We start from the raw sequence: 15,473 nt of genomic DNA on the forward strand, positions 1-15,473 counted from the left end.
AAGGAAGCTTACTGAATGATAATGGGCGACGGAGCGAAGCAAAGCACAAAAATAAGCAGCATAAGCCAGCCCAGCACCTTGCGGCCTGCCGAAAGCGGCCGCTCGTTGGGGGCGGGCGGATGGAAAATGCCGGTTGCGCGGGCCAGCAGCAACCCGAACAGCAGCCAGCCGGGATTTCCCTGGAGGCCCGGGAAACCAGATGCCAACGCTATTTGCCCCAACCACACCGAAGCCCCCAGCAGCAAGGCCCGCCGGGCCGTGGGCACCGCCCGGCGCAGCACCACCCACAGATACAGCGCGTAGGGCAGGCCCCAGGTCAGCCAGTCATCGGTGCTGGTGCTCAGCGTGAACAGGCCCAGCCCGGCGTAGAAGATAAAAGCCACAAACAGCAGCACCGACACCCGCGCCGCCCGGCGCGGCCCCAACAGCCCGTACACGATGTGGCCGCCATCGAGCTGACCGATGGGCAGCAGGTTGAGGGCCGTAAAGAATAGCGAGAACACGCCCGCCACCAGCACCGGGTAGTGCAGCAGTTCATACGGGTGCGGCAGCAATGCCGGGTCGGCCAGCCACGCCGCCATGGCCTGAAACAACAGCGGCTGCCCCAGCGTGACTACGCTGCCGGCCGGCAGGTTCTGGTAGGCGTAGCGGCCGTACTCGGCCCCGAACTGCCGCAATTCGGGATGAATCTGGAACAGGTACTCCAGCGGCGGCAGGTGCGTCAGGCCGTACCACAGCACACCCACAGCCACCACAAAACCGGCCAGCGGACCGGCCAGTCCCACATCGAAAAACTCGCGCCGCGAATGAATCTGGTCCTTGATGCGGATAACGGCCCCAAACGTGCCAAAACCCAGCGGCAGCGGAATAAAGTAGGGCAGCGTGGCCCCGATGCGGTTGTAGCGGGCCGTGAAGTAATGCCCGAACTCGTGTACCGTGAGCACCGCCAGAAACGGCACCGCGTACCACAGCCCCGGCTTCAGGGCCGCCCACACCTGCGCCAATGGCTGCATCAGTAGTTCAAACGGCAGGAAATAGTCGGCCAGAAACCGGTTGTTTACCAGCGTAACGCCCGCCAGCGTGGTAGTGAGCAGGGTAACTACAAACAGCAGCAGGTGCAGGCCGTAGCGGGCCGGCCGGGGCCAGGGCGGCCGTTCGTAGCGCCGGAATACCAAGCGGGCATCAGCCTGTGCCTCGGCGGCCGTGAAGGTGGGCGGCCCGGCCGCGTCGGGGAACGGCAAGGGCAACAGGGGTTCGGACGGCGGGGTTGGTTCGGGCCGAATGGGGTCAGGCGGAAAAGGCACGGATGGCGGCGGGCAGGGCGTCCTGCAAGGTAAGGGGCGGAGTCAGGAAAAGCGTGTGCAGCCCCAGCCGGCGGGCGGTGGCTATGTGCTGGGGGCTGTCTTCGATAAACAACGTATCGGCGGCCTCCCAGTTCATTTCGCGTAGCGCATGCCGGAAAATTTCCTCGCCCGGCTTGCGCAACCCCACTTCCTGCGAGTAAAATACCCGGTCGAGGCAGTCGGCAATACCGTTTTGCAGGCCATACTGCGCCTGTAGCCGCTGGTTGATTTCGGTGATGTGCAGGTGGTTGGTGTTGGAGAGCAAGGCCGTCTGGTAGCCCTGGCGGCGCAAATCGGCCAGCAACGCGAGCCGCTCGGCCGGCACATCGAGTAGCATGGCGTGCCAGGCGGCATCGAGCTGCGCATCGGTGGCCTGCAAACCATAGTGCTCGCGTAGCCCGGCCCGGAATTCAGCTGCCGAAAGCTGGCCGGTTTCCAGCTGATCGAACAGCTCGGCCTGGGCCGCCTGCGTGAACTCGATGCCGCTGCCCAGGGCCCGCATGGCCTCCAGAGTACGGTTATAGTCGATATTGATGATGACGCCGCCAAAATCGAACAGCAGGTGAGGAAGTTTCTGAGCCATAGATTTAAAGCGAAGTAGGGGTAAGCGCAAGGCCCGGTAGCAAGGCCGGCTGTCATGCGCATAACACGACTGATCGGGAGCTTTACCCGATAAAAAATTGCAAATCCAACCGCAAAAGTCGAAGTTTGCAGGGCTGAAACCAACCGCCCCGGCAGTTGAATAAGCAACGGGCCTATAGCTCAATCGGTTAGAGCAATTGACTCATAATCAATAGGTCACTGGTTCGATTCCAGTTGGGCCCACAGTGTACCCTTGCAATCTTCTGTTAAGCAGTTGATTGTAAGGGTATATTTGTTTCGAGGGGCAGCCGGTGGCATATACGCCAGCGCTTGGTTGCCTCGATTGTCTGTCCTTTTTCAAAGGCTTTACCCTTTTGCTTTAGAGCCTTGATATGGACCAAGTTCAGGTTGGCGTGTTTTTAGATATCAGCTACCGGGCCGATTTGGATGTGTTGGTAACGCGCTGGCTCCGACCAGTCGATCTGCCTGAGCTACAGGCCGGCTACGAGCAAATACTAGCTGCCAGCCAAGCCAGAAACTGCCGCCGCTGGCTGATTGATGTGCGCCGCCGCTACAACACCCACCAGCTGGGGGCGCACTGGATGATGAGCAGCTTGCTACCTCGTTTAGAACCTGCACTAGGCGGCCGGACCTGGTTGGCGTACCTGCTGGCCCCCCTGTACCTGCGCGATTCGGCCGCCGACTCCGCATTTCCTCCCCCGTCCTACTTCGAGGGAAAACCGTTTATTGGCGAACGGTTTACGGAGGAAAGTGCGGCTATTGAATGGCTGTACACTGACGCATTTTAGGAAGGTCAACAAGTACGTGTACTGCGTCAGCGTTCTGCCTGGCCAACTCAGCTGCCACTCAATTCTGCAGCGTGAACAGCGGTAGAGGCTGCAAATCGGCATATTTGCCGCCCAATTGCTGCAGCTCTTTCTGGTGCAGCTGCAGGTAGTTGTTGAAGCGGATGGCGGCCTGGTCGTAGCGGGTGCGGAAGCCCACCAGCTCCGCATCAGCCTCCTGAATCTGGCCGGTCAACATCAGGACCGGCGTGGCTTCTACGGTGGGCGAAGAAGGCACCGGCACAAGGCCATACACGGCCCGCAGCAGCGAATCCTGGGCCATATCGTACGCGTCAATCAGCTCCGAATTGGCCATACTCTGCTGGGTGTAGCGGCGGGTGGGCAACCGGTCGTTGGCGTACTGCAGGCGGGCTAGCGCAGCGCGGTCGGTGCCCGGCAGACCGCTTAGCTCGCGCAGGAGCTGCTTGGTGTTGCGCTGCTTGTCGTCGTCGGACTGCTGCATTTCGCTCCAGCGGGCCGCCACGGTGTCGCGCAGAATATTAAGCTGAACCTTTACGGCTTGGGCCGAAGCCGGATCGATGGGGGCCGGCGTACGGTTGCAGCCAGCCACGAGCAAGCCCAGCGCCAGCAACAGCGCGACAAAACGTATCATAAAAACAAAGAAATTAAACGAGTAAGCACCCAACGAAAATACCGGCGTAATCTTTCCCTGCACCTGAAAAAAACTACTACGGCTTGCTGTTAGCGTCCGGGCATTTCACCCGCTCCCTAAATCGGCTTAAACTGCTCGAACAGTTGTCGGCAGTCGTGGCAGTAATGCACGGCGCGGCAGAGCGTAGCGCCGAAGGGGGTGCGTAGCTCCGTGTTGGTGGTGTGGCAGCGCGGGCACTCGGCGTACTCCAGAATGTCAAGCTCCAGCAAGCCGCCGTTGAGCTTGGGCGGCGTGGCCAGCCCGTGCTGGCGCAGCCCCTCGCGGCCCCGCTCGGTAACCATGTCCGAGGTCCAGGGGTCGCGCAGGCTGATTTCGGTGGTTACGCGCGGGATGCCATGGGCCCGCAGGGTCGTTTCCACGTCGCGACGCATGTAATCCATAGCCGGGCAACCAGCAAAAGTGGGCGTCAGGCGCACATGCACGCCGCCGTCGTCCTCCACCCGCACCTCCCGAATCACGCCCAGGTCCACGAGCGAAATCGTTGGGATTTCGGGGTCGGTAACGGCTTGCAACCAGTCGAGAATCTGGGCTTCGGTAGTGGGCATATGATGAGGGCTTATTGCTTCACGTAGAAATGTCATTCAGAGCGCAGCGAAGAATCTCGCGTGCGGACGTTGTGTTGCCATTTCAACGTCCGCACGCGAGATTCTTCGCTGCGCTCTGAATGACGTTACAGCAGTACCGTAGCCGCCTACCAGTCGGCCGTGGGGTCGAGGCGGAATACTTCGGCCATTTCGTCGAGCAGGGGCTGCAGGTGCTCGGTGTGCTGGCCGTGGCGGCCGCCGGTTACGGGCGTCAGCAGACGTAGGTCGGGTAATGTAAGGGCGGTTTGGGCCAGTACTTTGCTGATGCTGGCTTCCCAGCGCCGCTGCAACTGCTCTTCGCCAACAAACAGGCCGCTGCTGATGATTTCGGACTCGGCGTCGGTGGTTTCGAAGATGCCCAGCGCGTAGGGCAGCGTGAACTCCAGCGCTGCTTGCATGCGCTCAATGGCCTCCTCGGTGGCGGTGCCCAAGCGCTTCACCCAAGTATTGGCGTGCAACACATGGTACTTCAACTCGCCCTTCACCTTGCGGGCTACTAGGGCCAGCGGCTCGTACGAGCTGTCGGCCAGCGCCTCAAAACGCAGCAGCTCGGCGTGGTCAAATAAAAAGTGGCGAACCAAACTGAAATCGTACTCGCCGATGGGTAGCTCCGTGAGCTGGCAGCAGTGGAATTGGGGGGTGTTGCGGGTAAAAGCTACCGTGTCGGGCTCGGCCTCGCCCAACTCGTGTAGCAGCGTGTAGAGCTGCAGCGAGTGGCCCAGCTTGTCCTGGGCCATGCTCGAAAAGGCAATGTCTTCTTCCAGAATCGGTCCCAAGCCGTTCCATTCGGAGTTGCGGTGGCCCAGAATCAGCTGGTCGTCGGCGAGGCGGTAAAGTAGGTCGAGGGTGGGGTTCATCTATATAATATGGCAAATGTGCGCAATGTGATGAATGTGGAAATAAAAGAAGACGGATCGGACAGTTATAGGTAGTTTAAAGAAGCCCTACGCGCCGGCCACATTCAGCATATTTCCCACATTCATCCACATTAAATTATCTTTCCTGCTTGAACCGGTCGATGCGGTCCTGCACTTTATAGGCAATGGCTTCGCGGTACTTTTTGTCGGGCGTAGTGGTCCACATGTCGCGGTCATCGTCGTCGGAGCGCAACAGGTCGGCACTCCGGATTACCCACACATTTACTACAGGGCGCTGGTCGCCGAAGGCAGCTTTGGCAGCCTGCAGCGCTGCCTCAGGCGAGGCGGCCTGCACCTGCCCCACGTGGGTGTGGGCCTTGCCGCGCTTCTTAAGGTGGAAGATGTCGTAGGCTTCCAATCCGGCAGCGTCGGCGGTGGTCAAGGCGTCGGCGGGCAGCAGCGGCAGCCGGTCGTACACCGACTGCTGGTCGTCGCCGTATTCGGTTACCCGAATGGCTTCGGTAGGAACTACCCACATGCCGGTACACGGAAAGCGGCGGCTGAACTGCTCCTTGCCAAACAGAAACGCCACATCGGCTTCGGGCGCATGCACCGGCCCTACATATACGTAGGCCGTGTTTTCCTTGCGCTGGTGAAACACTTCGTAGGTCGGAAACTGGTCGAGCGCGGCCTTATCGGGCGGGGGCGGCGCCGACTCGGGCAGTTCCAGCCGGCTGATGCGCGGGTCGAATGAAAAAAGCATAAGTATAATGTGCGGAATGTGAAAATGTGCGGAATGTGAAGAATAGATGCGTGAATAGTTTTCACATTCTACCCATTCTCCACATTCCGCACATTCAAAAAACTACGCCAGCGGGCGGACGTAGCGGGCCTGGGGCTGCTGCATGGCGCGGCGCACCCAAGCACCGTTTTCCTCGGCGGCGCGACGCACGGCAATGCGCTCGGCGTTGCAGGGGCCGTCGCCGTTGATTACGCGCTTGAAATCCTCCCAATCTGGCTCCGAGAATTCCCACACGCCGTCCTCGTTTTTGCGCAGGTTGGGGTCGGGCAGCGTCAGGCCGATTTCCCAGATCTTGGGCACGTACATGTCCAGAAACTGCTGGCGGCAGGCGTCGTTAGTAGCCATCTTCACTTTCCAGCGCATCAGGATTTCGGTGTGCACGCTCATCTTGTCCGACGGGCCGAAGAAGGTCATGATGGCGGGCCACCAGCGGTTGAGGGCTTCCTGCATCATTTTCCGCTGAATGGGCGTACCGGTGGCCATATGCACCACGGCGTCGTGGCCATACTTGAGGTGGAAGGCTTCCTCGGCGCAAATCCGGTCGAGGGCGCGGCAGTAGGGGCCGTAGCTGCCCTTGGCGTTAGCCATCTGGTTCACAATGGCGCCGGCGTCAATCAGCCACGAAATCACGTTCGAGTCGGCCCAGGTGGGCGTGGGGTAGTTGAAAACGTTGCTGTACTTGCTCTTGCCGTTCACGAGGTCCGACAGCATCTGCTCGCGGGTTTTGCCCAGCGTTTCGGCGGCCGAATACAGCAGCTGGGCGTGGCCTACTTCGTCCTGCACCTTGGCCATCTGGGCCATTTTGCGGCGGAAACCAGGAGCGCGGGTAATCCAGGTGCCCTCGGGCAGCGAGCCGATGATTTCGGAGTGCGCATGCTGCTCAATCATGCGCGTGAGCTGCTTGCGGTAAAGCTGGGGCATCCAGTCGGTGGGCTCGATTTTCTCGCCCCGGGCAATGCGGGCCTCAAACTCGGCCAGCAGAATCGGGTCTTCGTTTTCGAGGCCGGTAGCAGCCTGGGTCGGGATATCGTGGGTGGAAGCGGAACCGTACATGGTGGTGGGAATTAAGTAGTGAGTATTGGGTACTTGGTATTGAGAGTTGAACGGGCTGATTTTGAGTGCTTACGCAAGATGAATTTAATTTAACGTCATCTAACTACTCACTACCAGCTACTCCATACTAAGAGCGCACTTCCAGCCCGAATAGCAGCTGGTTGGCGAGGCGGTGGGCAATGTCGGGGGGCGTGAGCGGGCCGCCGGGGCGGTACCAGGTGGGCAGCCAGTTGAGGGAGGCCAGCAGCGTGAGAGCGGCAAAGTCCGGGTCGGGGGCGTACAGCTCGCCGGCGGCCGCGCCCTCGGCAATCAGCGTCCGGAAACCGGCTTCGTACCGCTCGCGCAGCGCCAGAAACTCGGTGCGGGCCGGCTCGGAAAGGTGCCGCCACTCGTGCAGAAATACGGCCGAAGCAGCTACATCGGTGGTAAGCACGCGCACGTGGCTTTCTACGGCCCGGCGCAGGCGCGGGGCGGCCGGCAGGGCGTCGTCGGCTGAAGCCTCATCGAAACCGGCAAAGAAGTCTTCGGCCAGCCGGAAGCAGATACGGTGCAGCAACTCTTCCTTGCTGCGGATGTGGGAGTAAATACTGCCCGCCTCCATACCCAGCGCGGCGGCCAACTCGCGCATGCTCGTGGCCGCAAAGCCGCGGGTGCGGAACAGGGCCGTGGCCGTTTGGTCAATCTGGTCTTTGCGGGAAAGTTGGACAGTTTCCATGGAGCGTGGGTGGGAAGGGGAAGAGCGGGAATCAAATGTACTAATCCTAACGTTCGTTAGCAAAGAAAAGTTTGTCCGGCTATTCCAACTACTTTCCAAACACTCAGCGCGTTGAACGCGAGTAGTTGCCAGGGCACCGCGCACTTGGCCCTACCACGTACCTTTGCAGCCCCGCCACCCGGCGGTTCCGCGTCGCTGGCAGCAGCACACGCGCCGGAAAAATCAGCGAAAAATCAACGATTTATGACCCCTCTCGATAAAGTAGGCGAGTTCGGCCTGATTGGCCGCATCCAGCAAACCGTAGAACTCACCCAGCCCAGCACCGTTCTCGGTATCGGCGACGATGCGGCCATCCTGGCCCCGGCCGCCGGGCAGGAGCTGGTTATCAGCACCGATTTGCTGACCGAAGGCGTGCACTTCGACCTCACGTTCTGCCCGCTCAAGCACCTGGGTTACAAGGCCGTGGCCGTCAACGTGTCGGACATTGCCGCTATGAACGCGCTGCCCACCCAAATTGTGGTGGCAGTCAGTATCCCGCCGCGCTTCACGGTGGAAGCCGTAGAGGAGCTTTTCGAGGGCGTAAAGCTGGCCTGCGAGGCCTACAACGTGGACTTGGTGGGCGGCGACACCACCGGCAGCCGCGCCGGCCTCACCGTTAGCGTAACGGCGCTGGGCCAGGTGGAAGCCGGCCAGGCCGTGCGCCGCAGCGGGGCCGGCCCCAACGATTTGCTGTGCGTCACCGGCGACCTGGGTGGGGCCTACCTGGGCCTGCAGGTGCTGGAGCGCGAAAAGCAGGTCTGGCAGGCCGACCCCGAATCCCAGCCCGAACTCGACAAGTATCCCTACGTGCTTCAGCGCCAACTCCGCCCCGAGGCCCGCATGGACGTCATTCACGAACTGCGCGAACTGGGTGTGGTGCCCACCAGCATGATTGACGTGTCGGACGGGCTGGCCTCCGAAGTGCTGCACCTGTGCCAGGCCAGCGGCACCGGGGCGCGCATCTTCACCGAAAACCTGCCCATCGCCAACCCCACGCTCGAAGTGGCCAACGAGTTCAACCTCGACCCCATCATGTGCATGCTCAACGGCGGCGAAGACTACGAGCTACTATTCACCGTCCCGCTCGCCGACCACGCCAAGCTCAAAAACCACCCCGACATCACCATCATCGGCCACATGGTAGACAAGAGCGAAGGCGCCAACCTCATCACCAAAGCCGGCCAGCCCGTGCCACTGAAGGCGCAGGGGTTCTCCCACTTTTAATCACAGATGGTGCAGATAAAAGGGATGCCGCAGATTCGTTCGATAAGCTGAACGAATCTGCGGCATCCCTTTTATCTGCACCATCTGTGATTTAGTCCTCCGGATAAGGGATATAGACGAAGTTGGTGAACTCCTCGTCGAGCACGAACAGGCAGCAATACTCGTTCGGCTCGCGGTAGGTTTGCTGGAAGGCCTCGATACCCGCCTCGCTGATGATGCCCTGCTGCACGAACAGCTCCAGGTAGCTGGCGAAAACGTGCCATTCCAGGTTCAACTCGTCGGCATTCACGAGCAGGCCGCCCAGCGGCACTTCCTGGCGGGCAAAGACGAAGATGGGGTACTTCGAAATGTCGCGCTTGCGAATTTGCGACGAGGCTTCGCTGAGCGTATCGGAAACGGTGGCGAAATCCTTGGTGATGGTGCCGAGGTATTTGCCGTTCAGTTCGGGGTCGTTGGTGTAGTCCATTGAGCTTTTATTGTTCCAGGTTTCCACAGCAAGTGGAACGCCACTCCGAAAGAAAATCCATTGATAGCTGCCATTGCTAACAATGTAAGTTGAAATGCTCTATTTGAACCTGAGTCATTCCTGAGAAGTATGGATGAAAACGCAGAAATAAATATTATCAACCCGTAGAGACTCATGCAAAGACCGAAGAAAATAGGATTTAGCTTGCTGTATAATAATTTGATATACTTTTTAGGTAGCTGAATACAAATAATATTGAAGAATAAACATGTAAACCAAGTTACTGTAGCCAGAAACAGCAAGCCCTGCCAATCAGAAAAGAGGAATGAGGATTGTGATATCAAAAGTATTATGGCCGCTATTTGCATAGCGCCCCATCCTATAATGAATGCAGTAAATGACGCAAGGAAATAACTATTCATTAACGAAAGCTATAAATGAACAATGTTCTTATAATAGTAGATTTAGCTACCGCAACTCCAGCAGCACCACATTCTCCACGTGGTGGGTGTGTGGGAACATATCCACCGGCTGCACTTTTACCACGCGGTAGGCTTCATCCAGCAGCTCCAGGTCGCGGGCCTGGGTACCGGGGTTGCAGCTGACGTAGACGATGCGGGGGGCACGCATTTCGAGCAGGCGGGCCACTACGTCGGGGTGCATGCCGGCGCGGGGCGGGTCGGTGATGACGACGTCAGGGCGGCCGTGCTTTTGGATGAACTCGGCGTTGAGCACGTCCTTCATGTCGCCGGCATAGAACTCGGTGTTGGTCGTGCCGTTGATTTCGGAGTTGAGGTAGGCATCCTGCACCGCCGACTCGACGTACTCGACGCCCACCACGTGGCGGGCCTGGCGGGCCACGAAATTGGCGATGGTGCCGGCGCCGGTGTAGAGGTCGTAGACCAGCTCCGAGCCGGTGAGCTGGGCGAAGTCGCGGGTGATTTTGTAGAGGTTGTAGGCGCCCTCCGAATTGGTCTGGTAGAACGATTTCGGGCCGACGCGGAAGCGCAGGCCTTCCATTTCCTCGTGAATGTGCGGCTCACCCTTGTAGCACACCACCTCTAGGTCGTTGAAAGTTTCGTTGCCCTTGTCGTTGAGCACGTAGTTGAGCGAGGTGATTTGCGGGAAGCGCTCGGCCAGGAAATCCAGCAGCGGCACTAGCGCGTCGTGGGCGTAGTAGCACTGCAGAATCACCATCAGGTCGCCGGTATTGGCCGTCCGGATGATGAGGTTGCGCAGGAAGCCTTCCTGCGTCACGAGGTTGTTGAAGGGCAGCTCGTGCTCCAGGGCGTAGTCGCGCACCGCCAGCCGGATCTGGTTGCTGGGGTCGGGCTGCAGCCAGCAGTGGTTGATGTCGAGAATCTTATCGAAGCGGCCGGGGGTGTGGAAGCCGAGCACGCGCCGCTCGTAGTCGTGGCCGCTGGCAATCTGCTCGTTGGTCAGCCAGCCGTTGTGGCTGAAGGTGAATTCGAGCTTGTTGCGGTAGTAGGTCTGGTCGGGCGAGGGCGCGATGGGCAGGATTTCGGGCAGGGCCACCTTGCCGATGCGCTGCAGGGTGTCGGCCACCTGCTGGTGCTTGAACTGGAGCTGGGTTTCGTAGCCCAGGTGCTGCCACTTGCAGCCCCCGCAGGTACCGAAATGCTCGCAGAACGGCGTTACGCGCAGCTCGGAATACTTATGAAACTTGGTGGGCACGGCCTCCAGAAAGTTCTTCTTGGCCTTGGTCACGCGCAGGTCCACTATGTCGCCGGGCGCTACCTGGGTTACGAATATCACCAGATTCTCGCGGCGCACCAGGCACTTGCCCTCGGCCACCATGTCGGTAATTTCGACTTCGCGGAGCAGCTCCGCCGGGATGTTCTTCACTGATTTTCTCACGTGGCAAAGATAGACCACGGATGAGCACGGATTTTAACGGAGTGCCCGGATTTTGTGAACGGCCCCGGCGGCGTAGCGCGGTTGGGCGCAGTTTGCGGCCGGAAGCGGTTCAGGCCCGAGCGGTTTCCGGCCGCTGCCAGCAGTGAAAAATTAGGTCCTGCGAATCGGGGAGGGCCGGCAGGGCCAGGCGGACGCACCAGGCAAACCCCTGCTGCTCGAAAGCCTGCAGCGTGGTTGTGAGTCGTGTGCTTTCGGGGGTGCCGATGGGGTAATGGTACTCGATGAGGTATTGGCGGAAGTGACCCAGGAGGCCGGTTTGGGCCAAATCGGCCAGAATATCGGCCTCGGCACCCTCCACATCGAGCTTGAGTAGGTCGAAAGCGGCGGTGTCAGCCAGCACTTCGCTGAGTTGGCAGGCGGGCACCTGCACGGTGCGGAGGCCGCCGGCGTGGGGGTGGAGCGAGCCGGTAAGGCTGGCCCCATCGGAGCCGTAGTAGAAGGGTAATTCGCCGGCCGTGGCGGCCAGCGCGGCGTTGTGCAGCACTACGTTGTGCAGCTGGTTAGCGGCCACGTTGCGCGCCAGCAGCCGGAAGGCTTCGGGGTTCGGCTCGAAAGCCACGATATGAGCCGTCGGAAATAGCCGCTTGAAGTACAGCACCGCCATCCCGATGTTAGCCCCCGCATCGAGGATGCGCGGGGCAGAGGAAGTAGCCGCAAAAGCGTACGGTTCGGTCAGGAATAGCTCCTTGAACAGACGCAGCAGCAACTCGTAGCTGCTGCCCTCTACATCGAAGCCAAACAGCCGTTGCCGGTACACGCCGTCGCGGGGTTGCCAGCGAAGGCTGGTTTTCAGCCCCAGCGCAACCAGCACCCGAAACACCTCCCAGGCCTCGCGCCCCCGGTAGCGGCTCCGATAGGCCACATGTGCCCAGCGCAGGACGTAAAAAGGAAGCTTAAGCAGGGTCAGCGAAAACATGGGGAGTGGTTGGGTAGGCGGTGGTCAAAAGTAAGCGAATCGCGACTCGCGCCCCGGCGTTGGCGCGGTACTGTGCTCCTGGCCGGGGCTTCCGCTTGCGGGACGTAATTTGCGGGCGGTTTACGCTAAGTTGATTTCTGCTGAGTATGAAAGATAAAGTAGTCCTGATTACGGGCGGCACGTCGGGCATCGGCCGGGCCACGGCCCTGGAGTTCGGGCGGGCAGGGGCCAAAGTGGCCATTACCGGCCGCAACGAGGCCCGCCTGGCCGAAACCGCCGCCGAGCTGGCTGCCCTGGGTATTGCCCACTTAGCCATCCGGGCCGATGTGGGCGTGGAAACCGATTCGGAGCGCGCCGTGGCCGAAACGGTGGCCGCGTTCGGCGGGCTCGATGTGCTCATCAACAACGCCGGTATCAGCATGCGGGCGCTGTTTCGCGACGCCGACCTGGACGTGATTCGGCAGCTGATGCAAACCAACTTCTTCGGCACTGTGTACGCCACCAAATTCGCGCTGCCCTACGTTACGGCTGCTAAGGGCTCGATTGTGGGCATCAGCAGCATTGCCGGCTACCGGGGCCTGCCGGGACGCACGGGCTATTCGGCCTCCAAATTCGCCATGCACGGCTTCCTGGAGGCCCTGCGCACCGAGCTGTTGCCCCAAGGCGTGCACGTGCTGCTGGCCTGCCCCGGCTTCACGGCCTCCAATATCCGCAATGTGGCCCTGGCCGCCGACGGCCAAGCCCAGGGCGAGTCGCCCCGCGACGAAGGGGCCATGATGAGCAGCGAGGAAGTGGCCCGTTACCTGCTGAGCGCCGTGCAGCAGCGCCGCCGCGACTTGATTCTCACCAGCCAAGGCAAGCTTACCGTATGGCTCAACCGCCTGCTCCCCGGCCTGGCCGACAAGCTAGTGCTCAAGCATTTTCGCAAGGAAGAACCGGATTTCAAGTTGTAGCCAGCTGCACCGCGAGTAATTGTTAGGAAAGTATAAAATCAGTACGATGACTATAGAAACAGCTAACCCCACGGCTTCACCAGCACCTCAGCTTCTGCTCTTGGTGCCTTACCCGACGGTGAAGGAAAGCTGGGGTTTTGTAGGCTGGTACCTGCTCGTAACCCTGGTTGGAGGAATAGGGCTGATGGCATTGCTGAATCTCCTAACGTCTCAGGGGCATCAGCAGCCTTATATTCTGGTAGTTATTGTGCTCTGCGACTTACTATTATTGGGTTTCCTGTACTGGCGCTACGGCCGGCGGATGATGCCGCTGCAGCTGCTGGGAAAGGCGCCAGGGTGGCTCTATGCGGCCCTGCCGTTACTGACTGCGGCTGCTATACTGGTACTGTCGTTGCTCGACTTTATCCCATTGCCTAATTGGGGCCAAACTATGTTTGAACGCATGGCCCGGCAACCGGTGCTACTACTGCTGCTGGGGGGTATCGTTGTTCCGGTGTTGGAAGAAGTGCTGTTTCGCGGCGTGATGCTGCAAGGATTGCTGCGGCATCAGCGGCCCTGGGTGGCCATTGGGCAGCAGGCGCTGCTTTTCGGCCTCATTCACTTCAACCCGGCCCAGAGCTTGAGCGCCTTTCTGATTGGGCTGCTGCTGGGCTGGCTGTGCTACCGCACCGGCTCGTTGCTACCGGGCATCGGTATTCATGCGCTCAACAATCTGCTGGCCTCCGGGATGATGATTTGGTTGCCCGAAGTTGTCAGTTCCCAAACTTCGTTGCTGGATTTGCTAGGCTCGCACTGGACCTACGCCGGGCTAGTAGCGCTGGCCGCCGGAGTGTTAGGGCTGCTGCTGTGGCGTATAAGCCGGCTGACGCTGCCCGCCGCCTGGGCCGCCGCGCCCAGCTCGCCTGAGCCCGACCTGGAAAACTAGCGTCGCCGCAGCTTCTGCAGCAGCGCCACGGCTTCGGGGGCCGCGCCGGTGGCTAGGGCGAGGCCGCCGTACACGGCCGTGATGACCGTGGAGCGCAGCAGCATCGTGAGCAGGGGCGAGGCCAGGGTGGGGGCCAGCCAGCCGGCCAGGCCGGCGGCGGCCGTGATGAGCAGGATGAGCGGAATCTGCCAGGTGAAAGGCTGCATCCGGAAACTACGCCACACAAACCACGTGCGGGCCAGGTTGATGCTAACCTGCGCCGCCACCGCCGCCACGGCCGCCCCCACCATGCCCAGCCGCGGAATCAGCAGCAGGTTCAGCCCCACAATCAGCAGCGAAAGCGAGATGTTGAACACCAAATCGAAGCGGTAGCGCGGCGAGGTAACCAGGATGAGCCCGTTGAGGCCCGTAATGCCGTCGAAGAGCCGGCTGCCCAGCAGCAGCAGCACTACTAGGGTGCCCTGGGCGTATTCGGCCCGCATGAGCGAGTAGATGAACGGCAGGTTGAGGCCGATGCCCAGCGCCAGCAGACAGCCGATGAGGGCATTGAGGCGGGTGGTACGGCGGTAGAAATCGGCCATGCCGGCCAGGTTCTGCTCTTTCCAGTAATTGGCTAGCAGCGGGAAGGCGATTTTGTTGAGCGAACGGGCCGGAATAGCCAGCGCCGTGCTGATGTTGAAGGCAATGGCGTAGATGCCGGCCGCCGCCAGGCTCACCTGCGAGCCCACCATTAGCGTGTCGATGTACATAATGATGGAGCCCGATAGGGAGCTGAGCAGCGTGAAGGCCCCCATGCTGAACAGCTCGCGTACCGGCCGCACTGCCAGCACCGCCCGCCGGGGCCGCCAGTGCAGCTCGCCGATGCGCAGCAGGTACCCCACCAGCAGCAGCACCAACAGCCCATTTACGCCGATGAACCAGAGTACATAGCCATGAAATGACAGCAACCCCTGGGCAAACAGCAGCGCCCCGCCCAGAATGAGCAGCCGCAGCAGGATATCCTGGAGAAACGACGAAAAAGCCGTGTGATAAAGCGCCTTCAGGTAGGCATCGAGCAGCGAATAGAGCAGCGTAAAGAGCGCGAAAACGATGCCCCAGGCATAGTAGGGACCCAGCGCCGCCACTTCTGTTTCATAAAAGCCCAGCAGTACCGGCTTGCCCAGCCAGAACAGGGCGGCCATGGCCACGAAGCTCAGCAGCGGCACGCCCAGCAGGAATGGCAGGAAGCCGTGGTGGCCGTTTTCGGGGCTGCGGAAGTAGGGGAAAAACCGGATGCCCACGCTGGCAAACCCAAACGCCGCTACCTGTGCCAGCAGCGTTGAAACCGAGGCCAGCGTAGTGGTAAGGCCCAGCTGCCCGGGCGCAAAAAACCGCGGCAGCACCAGCGTGGTGCTCACGAAGCCCAGCGCCAGCCCGAGGTAGGAAATTACGGTGTTGCGCAGCCCCTGCCGCTGAACGATACCCAAATGGTAAATGAGTGAATAAGTGAATGTGTGTTGCGCGGCAAACCCAGCTGTCATCCTGAGCGGAGCAAAGGACCTTGAACCAGCAGGCACCA

At 60.5% G+C, this 15,473-nt stretch carries 16 protein-coding genes and 1 tRNA gene; 5 read left to right on the forward strand and 12 right to left on the reverse strand.

Going from position 1 to position 15,473, the window contains the following annotated elements:
- Positions 1 to 8: 8 nt before the first annotated feature.
- Both J7E24_RS06585 and J7E24_RS06590 read right to left on the reverse strand, forming a co-directional pair.
- Positions 9 to 1,241: a site-2 protease family protein gene (locus J7E24_RS06585; RefSeq protein ID WP_251047065.1), complete on the reverse strand. Its 1,233-nt coding sequence runs from the start codon at positions 1,239 to 1,241 to the stop codon at positions 9 to 11.
- Between the two features lie 46 nt (positions 1,242 to 1,287).
- Positions 1,288 to 1,926, reverse strand: coding sequence for an HAD family hydrolase (locus tag J7E24_RS06590; RefSeq protein ID WP_215136385.1), 639 nt, complete (start codon positions 1,924 to 1,926; stop codon positions 1,288 to 1,290).
- 168 nt (positions 1,927 to 2,094) lie between these two features.
- Here J7E24_RS06590 and J7E24_RS06595 point away from each other — a divergent pair.
- Positions 2,095 to 2,168: transfer RNA gene (locus tag J7E24_RS06595), tRNA-Ile, on the forward strand.
- Positions 2,169 to 2,317: 149 nt separating this feature from the next.
- A complete protein-coding gene (locus tag J7E24_RS06600; RefSeq protein WP_215136387.1) occupies positions 2,318 to 2,734 on the forward strand; it encodes a hypothetical protein in 417 nt (138 codons plus the stop codon).
- 58 nt (positions 2,735 to 2,792) lie between these two features.
- On the opposite strand, the gene J7E24_RS06605 is transcribed toward J7E24_RS06600, so the two are convergent.
- The 6 genes from J7E24_RS06605 to J7E24_RS06630 form a co-directional block, all read right to left on the reverse strand.
- The gene (locus J7E24_RS06605) at positions 2,793 to 3,383 is read right to left on the reverse strand and encodes a hypothetical protein (protein WP_215136388.1); all 591 of its coding nucleotides are present in this window, start codon (positions 3,381 to 3,383) and stop codon (positions 2,793 to 2,795) included.
- 116 nt (positions 3,384 to 3,499) lie between these two features.
- Complete coding sequence (paaD, locus tag J7E24_RS06610) at positions 3,500 to 3,988, reverse strand: 1,2-phenylacetyl-CoA epoxidase subunit PaaD (protein WP_215136390.1); 489 nt, start codon at positions 3,986 to 3,988, stop codon at positions 3,500 to 3,502.
- A 146-nt stretch (positions 3,989 to 4,134) separates the two neighbouring features.
- Positions 4,135 to 4,884, reverse strand: a complete 750-nt coding sequence (paaC, locus tag J7E24_RS06615; protein ID WP_215136392.1) for a 1,2-phenylacetyl-CoA epoxidase subunit PaaC — start codon at positions 4,882 to 4,884, stop codon at positions 4,135 to 4,137.
- Between the two features lie 136 nt (positions 4,885 to 5,020).
- Entirely contained in the window at positions 5,021 to 5,647 is a 627-nt protein-coding gene (locus J7E24_RS06620) for a phenylacetic acid degradation b (RefSeq protein ID WP_215136394.1), read from the reverse strand.
- Positions 5,648 to 5,749: 102 nt separating this feature from the next.
- Complete coding sequence (paaA, locus tag J7E24_RS06625; protein WP_215136396.1) at positions 5,750 to 6,739, reverse strand: 1,2-phenylacetyl-CoA epoxidase subunit PaaA; 990 nt, start codon at positions 6,737 to 6,739, stop codon at positions 5,750 to 5,752.
- A 127-nt stretch (positions 6,740 to 6,866) separates the two neighbouring features.
- Positions 6,867 to 7,454, reverse strand: coding sequence for a TetR/AcrR family transcriptional regulator (locus J7E24_RS06630; protein WP_215136398.1), 588 nt, complete (start codon positions 7,452 to 7,454; stop codon positions 6,867 to 6,869).
- A 243-nt stretch (positions 7,455 to 7,697) separates the two neighbouring features.
- Between J7E24_RS06630 and thiL the strand changes: the two genes are divergently transcribed.
- On the forward strand, positions 7,698 to 8,717 hold the full coding sequence (thiL, locus tag J7E24_RS06635) for a thiamine-phosphate kinase (protein WP_215136400.1): 1,020 nt from the start codon (positions 7,698 to 7,700) through the stop codon (positions 8,715 to 8,717).
- 91 nt (positions 8,718 to 8,808) lie between these two features.
- Here thiL and J7E24_RS06640 read toward each other — a convergent pair whose 3' ends face one another.
- The 3 genes from J7E24_RS06640 to J7E24_RS06650 form a co-directional block, all read right to left on the reverse strand.
- Positions 8,809 to 9,183: a hypothetical protein gene (locus tag J7E24_RS06640; protein ID WP_092771092.1), complete on the reverse strand. Its 375-nt coding sequence runs from the start codon at positions 9,181 to 9,183 to the stop codon at positions 8,809 to 8,811.
- Between the two features lie 468 nt (positions 9,184 to 9,651).
- Positions 9,652 to 11,061, reverse strand: a complete 1,410-nt coding sequence (gene rlmD, locus J7E24_RS06645) for a 23S rRNA (uracil(1939)-C(5))-methyltransferase RlmD (RefSeq protein ID WP_410779721.1) — start codon at positions 11,059 to 11,061, stop codon at positions 9,652 to 9,654.
- 109 nt (positions 11,062 to 11,170) lie between these two features.
- Positions 11,171 to 12,037: an FkbM family methyltransferase gene (locus J7E24_RS06650; protein ID WP_215136402.1), complete on the reverse strand. Its 867-nt coding sequence runs from the start codon at positions 12,035 to 12,037 to the stop codon at positions 11,171 to 11,173.
- Between the two features lie 146 nt (positions 12,038 to 12,183).
- Between J7E24_RS06650 and J7E24_RS06655 the strand changes: the two genes are divergently transcribed.
- Together J7E24_RS06655 and J7E24_RS17875 are read left to right on the forward strand one after the other, a co-directional pair.
- A complete protein-coding gene (locus J7E24_RS06655) occupies positions 12,184 to 12,990 on the forward strand; it encodes an SDR family oxidoreductase (RefSeq protein WP_215136404.1) in 807 nt (268 codons plus the stop codon).
- 103 nt (positions 12,991 to 13,093) lie between these two features.
- Complete coding sequence (locus J7E24_RS17875; RefSeq protein ID WP_215136406.1) at positions 13,094 to 13,915, forward strand: CPBP family intramembrane glutamic endopeptidase; 822 nt, start codon at positions 13,094 to 13,096, stop codon at positions 13,913 to 13,915.
- Here J7E24_RS17875 and J7E24_RS06665 read toward each other — a convergent pair.
- On the reverse strand, positions 13,912 to 15,381 hold the full coding sequence (locus tag J7E24_RS06665) for a lipopolysaccharide biosynthesis protein (RefSeq protein WP_215136408.1): 1,470 nt from the start codon (positions 15,379 to 15,381) through the stop codon (positions 13,912 to 13,914). The two genes, J7E24_RS17875 and J7E24_RS06665, sit on opposite strands and share 4 nt — an antisense overlap.
- Between the last annotated feature and the right edge of the window lie 92 nt (positions 15,382 to 15,473).

Source organism: Hymenobacter sp. ISL-91 (assembly GCF_018613725.1).
Lineage (GTDB): Bacteria > Bacteroidota > Bacteroidia > Cytophagales > Hymenobacteraceae > Hymenobacter.